The organism is Lactiplantibacillus modestisalitolerans (assembly GCF_005405425.1).
GTDB lineage: Bacteria > Bacillota > Bacilli > Lactobacillales > Lactobacillaceae > Lactiplantibacillus > Lactiplantibacillus modestisalitolerans.
In genome coordinates this window covers 1-5,855 of record NZ_BJEA01000031.1, presented here as the reverse complement: position 1 = coordinate 5,855, position 5,855 = coordinate 1, and the positions used below count along the sequence as shown (strand labels likewise).

At 39.6% G+C, this 5,855-nt stretch carries 4 protein-coding genes and 2 pseudogenes; 4 read left to right on the top strand and 2 right to left on the bottom strand.

Features of this window, described 5'->3' with window-relative positions:
- Positions 1 to 448 precede the first annotated feature (448 nt).
- A complete protein-coding gene (locus tag FFM79_RS12475; RefSeq protein WP_225424456.1) occupies positions 449 to 1,357 on the top strand; it encodes an IS110 family RNA-guided transposase in 909 nt (302 codons plus the stop codon).
- A 139-nt stretch (positions 1,358 to 1,496) separates the two neighbouring features.
- Complete coding sequence (locus FFM79_RS12780) at positions 1,497 to 1,634, top strand: hypothetical protein (protein WP_225424455.1); 138 nt, start codon at positions 1,497 to 1,499, stop codon at positions 1,632 to 1,634.
- 133 nt (positions 1,635 to 1,767) lie between these two features.
- Here the strand turns inward: FFM79_RS12780 and FFM79_RS12470 are convergent, their stop codons facing one another.
- Both FFM79_RS12470 and FFM79_RS12465 read right to left on the bottom strand, forming a co-directional pair.
- Positions 1,768 to 2,958 (bottom strand): NUDIX hydrolase, encoded by a 1,191-nt coding sequence (locus FFM79_RS12470; protein ID WP_137643788.1) that lies wholly within the window; start codon positions 2,956 to 2,958, stop codon positions 1,768 to 1,770.
- A 96-nt stretch (positions 2,959 to 3,054) separates the two neighbouring features.
- Positions 3,055 to 3,732 (bottom strand): N-acetylmuramoyl-L-alanine amidase, encoded by a 678-nt coding sequence (locus FFM79_RS12465; protein WP_170177470.1) that lies wholly within the window; start codon positions 3,730 to 3,732, stop codon positions 3,055 to 3,057.
- Between the two features lie 110 nt (positions 3,733 to 3,842).
- Between FFM79_RS12465 and istA the strand changes: the two are divergent.
- Positions 3,843 to 5,066: pseudogene (gene istA / locus FFM79_RS12460) on the top strand (IS21 family transposase).
- A gap of 10 nt (positions 5,067 to 5,076) precedes the next feature.
- Positions 5,077 to 5,702, top strand: a pseudogene (locus tag FFM79_RS12455) (ATP-binding protein).
- Positions 5,703 to 5,855 lie beyond the last annotated feature (153 nt).

Below are 5,855 nucleotides of genomic sequence, written 5' to 3'. Positions count from 1 at the left end.
TCCATTATATCAAAAGCCAGTCTGGAAAAATCCGAAGATTTTTCCAGACTGGCTTTATTTTTAGAGACTTATGTCACGACCCCGTTCTTATTTTTTGAATTTGCACTATACTGCTTTAATAAGGAGAATACAGGATTTCATGACACTGATATATCAACGTTTATTGCCACTTTGTGCACGGATTGTACACGCATATACATACACAAAAACCATCTGAGGGTGTCGCTTCGCTCGACTCTCGTAATCATGATATGAAACAACCGCTTTCTCGGCTATAATGGCTGTGAAAGCGGTTGTTTGTTCATCATGCTCTTATTGGTGCTAATCTAAGCCCGTACTAAAAACCGATGGCTTTCAGTTCGTGAGATTAATCAATTGTCGTTTCGTACACGTAAATAAAATTTCAACCCTCAATAACTGAAGCTACTGCTTTCAAACTTATTCGGAGGTGAACTTTATAGAAGTCGTTGCTGAAAGTGTAGCCGGAATTGATGTTCATCAAAAACAAATCACGGTTTCGGTACTAGTTGGTTTAGCTAACGCTAAACCAAAGAAAGTTTCTGAGCGTTTTGAAACCGTCACTTGCCGGCTGAAAGAATGCGGCGAATGGCTCAAGACTCGTCACGTTGAACAAGTTCTGATGGAAAGTACCGGTCAGTATTGGCGCCCGGTTTGGCAAATTTTGGAACCTTTTGGTTTCAAAATGATCCTGTGTAATCCACGCATTGTCAAGAATATTCCTGGTAAAAAAACGGATCAAAAAGATTCCGAATGGCTATCTGAGCTGGCTCGTTATGGTTTGGTTTCAGCTAGCTTTGTACCACCCAAATCAATTCAAGCACTCCGTGAATCAACTAGATTACGTAAAAAAATAACTCAATCCATGACCGCAACTAAAAATGAAGTTCATAATATTTTGCAACGTTCAAATATCAAACTAACAACTTACGCTTCGGATATCTTTAGTGGGTCTGGGCTTAAGCTACTGAACCTGCTTATAAACGGCGAAGTAATTACGCTACACACCATTGCACACTGTCGGCATGGCCGGATGAAAGCCAGCGTTGAACAACTATTTGCTGCGCTGGATGGCGTTCTGACACGCAACGATCGGCGATTATTAGAATTAAACATGGAACTGCTGGCGGATTACCGGCGGATATTGACTGAATTGAATGCTCAAATTGATGAACAAGTTATGGAATTCGACGACTTGTTTCATCGCCTTCAAGACATTCCTGGAATCAGTCAACGAATTGCTCAAATCATCATTGCTGAAATTGGTTCAGATGTAAGTCCGTTTCCAGATGCCCACCATTTAGCGTCCTGGGCTGGACTCTGCCCTGGAAAATTATGAGTCTGCCGGTATTAAACACGGTGCTCATATTTTACATGGTAATGTCTATCTTAAATGGGCGCTCGTTAGCGCCTCGCTATCAGCGAAAAAATCAAAAGAGACCGGTCTAAGGGACTATTTTTGGCGACTTCACGCGCGTATGACGGCGCAAAAAGCACTCGTTGCCCTCGCACATAAATTGTTGCGAATTATCTATGTCATGATTGCCGAAGAAAAAAATTATGTTGATTATAAAAAGGACCAGCGCAAGGCAATTACGCTGACCCCGCAAGTTTAATACTAGCTAGTAGCTTTAGTATACTAGTTTTTTTCAACACTTTCGAGTGCTTTAGATTAGTACGCTCAAAAATAATTTTGTTTCAAATAAAATCCCCGTATCAGTCAATTAAGACCAGTATGGGGATTTGAGTTTATTTTGTGTTTCTGCTTAGTGTAATTGCACTTAATGTAAAACCATCGATGATTGTTCTTTTCTTGACTTCATTTGTAAGACTATCTTCATCCATTAACCTGTATTCTACTATCTTTTCTGAGGACTGTAGTTTAATTTTTTTCAGTTCAGAAAGTTCTACTTGTACAGCATGAATTGAACTTTTAATCAAGCCAGAATCGGGTTCTATTTCTCCTAAATCAACTGCCTTCATTACAGCCGAATAATTTACATTTAATTCCTCATTTAACTCACGTCTAGCTGCTGTCGAGTAGTCAATCATACTATCATGTATTTCTTCTGGCTCAACAAACCCTCGTGGAAACTCCCAATTGAAACGACCATCAGTCCTTTTAATCTTAATCATCAAATACCGATTATCTACGATTGGGACAGTTACAACACCAGCTGTATTTTGTTTTATTGATAAAATTCCATGATTCATACTAACGTCATAATAACTAAAGCTTTTTTTACCATTACTGTAGTAATCAAAGTCTAATATCCACGTTTTATAGATTTGTGCATTTTTAATATTTTTATTTAACAACTTATACATATGCCGGAAATAAACAACAAACACTAATGTAAACGCCACCGATAAGATGACCAATAATGCGCCTTGCTTGCTTCCCCAATTTACTAGTTTGTAGAGACTATGTTCCATCATTATCAGTGGAACCATTGAAAATATCCAAACTCCATAAAACATACTGTCTTCAGTAGAGCTAATAGTATGTTTAAACCATTCTCCAACTCTAATTGGCCACTTTTTGTCCTTGTTTTCCTTTTCGTTAATTTGATTATTTACTAGCATTTCTTGGATTGTATTTTTCAAATCATCAACTGTTACGTACTGGTTTTGATGAGCCATAGCATAATTAATTACATAAATGGCATCCAGATACTGTGTATGCCACCCTCGTAAACTGGAAAGTGAAATACATACTATTGCACCAATAACACAAAGTGCCAAATCTAGTATCATCATCATGATTGGTCCACCAAAATTCACTTGAATCGTGTGATTCGTGGTTATTATGAAACTAATTAATACTGCGTAAAAGGTAACCACTTGATCACGTTTGTGTTCTTGCTCACGCAAATGCTCGTTTGCCTGATCATATATTTGCTTTAAGTAATCTAGAAATACTCTTTTATCATCGTTCATTCGATAACAACCTTTCGTTAAAACAATTATACAATAGTCACTGAATCAAAAAAATCCCCACACAGATCTTTAACAGACTTGCGTGGGGATTAGCATTTACTTAAGTTTAATCTTGTCACCAGGGTACAACATTGAGATTACTTTCTTACCATGAAGTACAGCCAACTTTGCCACCGTTGTCTTATGATCCGTGGCAATCTTCCACCAGGAATCACCTTTTTTTACCGTATAGATCTTATTAGTGGTCGTTTTAATTCCATTCTTAATGTTCTTCTGCAGTTGAGCCTTACTGATTCCCATTGGGCTGAGATATCCATACGGGTCAACGTGACTACCCCAAATGTGATCAGTCTCCCAACGGTGAGTCTTAACACCGGTAGTAGATGCACCGCCTGCGTCCAGCGTTAACGGAATGCCATACTTTTTAGCCATGTCCCGGGCCAACTCAACATAGGCAGCGTAATCTTTCTTAAACTGACTCTTACTAGTCGTCCGGCCCAGTTCAATTTGAACTGGTGCCTGCGCGTTAGCCGTTGAACCGGCACCCCATTGAACGTAGCCCGGTGTCCCAACTTGATAGACCTTACCACCATCGCCAACTACAAAGGCCACGTAGGTCTGAGCCGTGCGCCAATTATTTTTAAAGTAACTGGCGTTAGCAGCAGCCCCACTGTTGGCGCCAACGTCATGTAAGATGATGAATTTACTGGACGTCTTATGACTATCTCCTTCCGGACCAGATAATGCATATTTTTTACTAATTTTATAACTCATTATTTAGTGTGCATGGCGGTTATAAAATGTAGGAAAATGGCGGCGAGAAAATTGTCGGTTTTCCTACATTTTTTGATATTATGAATCACATTGAAAAGGAAGTTTTCAATGTGAGACATGATATCCGCGAAGGAGCGAAACAGTACGTGAATAACGAAATTAAGCCAAATTATGCAGCACTTGGGGGACAATATGGTGTTGATTACCGAACCGCTAAAAGAGCTTACGAAGAAGCACTGACAGGTAAAAATGCCATGCCCGTAAAGCGTAAAAGGGCTAGCCTGTTGGATAATTATAGAGACATCATCTGCCGTAAATTAGACCTGAATTGTTCAGCTCATTCAATTTACAAATTTATTCAGAAGAAAGGATTTCAGGGTAAGTACACAATCGTTCGAGAATACTGTGCTACCGTCCGCAAAGAGCAAACTCATAAAGCCACCATTCGAGTTGAACACACGCCGGGCCTATCGGCCCAAGTTGACTGGAAAGAAGAAATGACACTATACAACAAGGCAGGCAAACCCATTCGTTTCAACATTTTTCTTTATGTACTTCCCTTTTCAAAACGAAAGTATATCAGTTTGGTCTTTGAACCGTAGCCAGGATACCCTCTTTCAGCGCCTTAATGACGCTTTTAAAGCTACTGGAGAGGTTCCTACAGAAGTCTGGTTCGATAATATGAAACAGGTTGTCGATCATACTAAATCTAGTTTTGATAAAGCGATCTTTAATGAACGATTTCGTCAATTTAGCCACGACGCCAGCTATAATCCGATTGCATGTAGGGTGTATTCCACCCACAAACTAAGGGCGTCGTTGAAGCCTTAGCCAGAACAATGGAAAGATTACGGCCGTATAACTATGAATTTGAAGATGAGGTGGAATTAAATAACTTAGTGACTGATCTCTGCCAGGATTTGAATCTTGAGGTATCTCAAGATTCAAATCAGGTTCCGCTAGATATGTGGGAGCATGAAGAAAAGGAGTACTTACATAAACTCACAGCTAACCTTTTAAAACCATTCTTCGAGGAAGATATTACCCGTATCGTCTCAAAAGAATCGATGGTTAACTTTCGTAAATGTAAATACTCCGTTGATCCACGCTACATTGGCCGCACAGTTGATATTGAGCTGACCGATGATGAGCAGCGTATCTAAATTTATTATAGCGGAGAATTGATTCGTTCGCACAACATAACGACAAATCAATTCAATTATGAAAATCATGACCGTGTTCGGATACTGGGCTCAGACCTTTTAAAGGGCCAGAATGAGCAGGATATACAGGCATACATTGAAGAACATTTAACAGAATATGACCAAGTTTAAGGTGATGAAAATGACTAGTAAATTTCAAGAGCTACTGACTAACCTGGAGTCCTTAGGACTCACTAAAATGGCGGCCTATTTGCCTGAGTACGTCGATCAAATAAATCAACAGCAAATGTCTTTTACAGAGGCCATGTTGGCGCTAACTAATGCCTAGATAGACTGGAATCAAGAACAGCAGATAGCCCGTATTATAAAGCATGCACGTTTTCCACAGGCTAAAACACTAAAGGGCTTTGATTTTAAGTTTCAGCCTAGCATCAATCAGCAAGAGGTACTTGGTTTTCAAGACTTAGCGTTTCTGGAGAAGAAAGAAAACCTAATTTTTATTGGTAGTCCGGGGGTCGGTAAAACACATTTAGCAATTGGCATTGGGATTGAAGCCTGCCGTCAAGGTAAACGGGTACTCTTCATCAATTGTCATGAACTGTTATTGAGATTACGGACTGCCAACGAGAAAGGCACCTTAGAGCGTTGTATTAGTCAATATGCCCGTTATGAACGACATTCGACGATTATAAGCGATCTTTCCAGCTGGGTAAAAATATTTCAAAATCCGGCAGTTACAGCGGCTATTCTTGATGTGCATGTTGTCAAGATCACCGAAAGTCTTATCGATTAAAAGGTGTTAATTAACCGCCCAAAACCTATGCACTAGTCCCTATCAAGTTGACAAATGAAATAATATAAAATTGAGTTATTTTCCTAGACTGCCTCATTCCAGTATTCTGCTGGGGTGAGGTCGTTTCTTGCTGGTGAGCGGTCCAGGTGATTAAAGTAATGAATTCC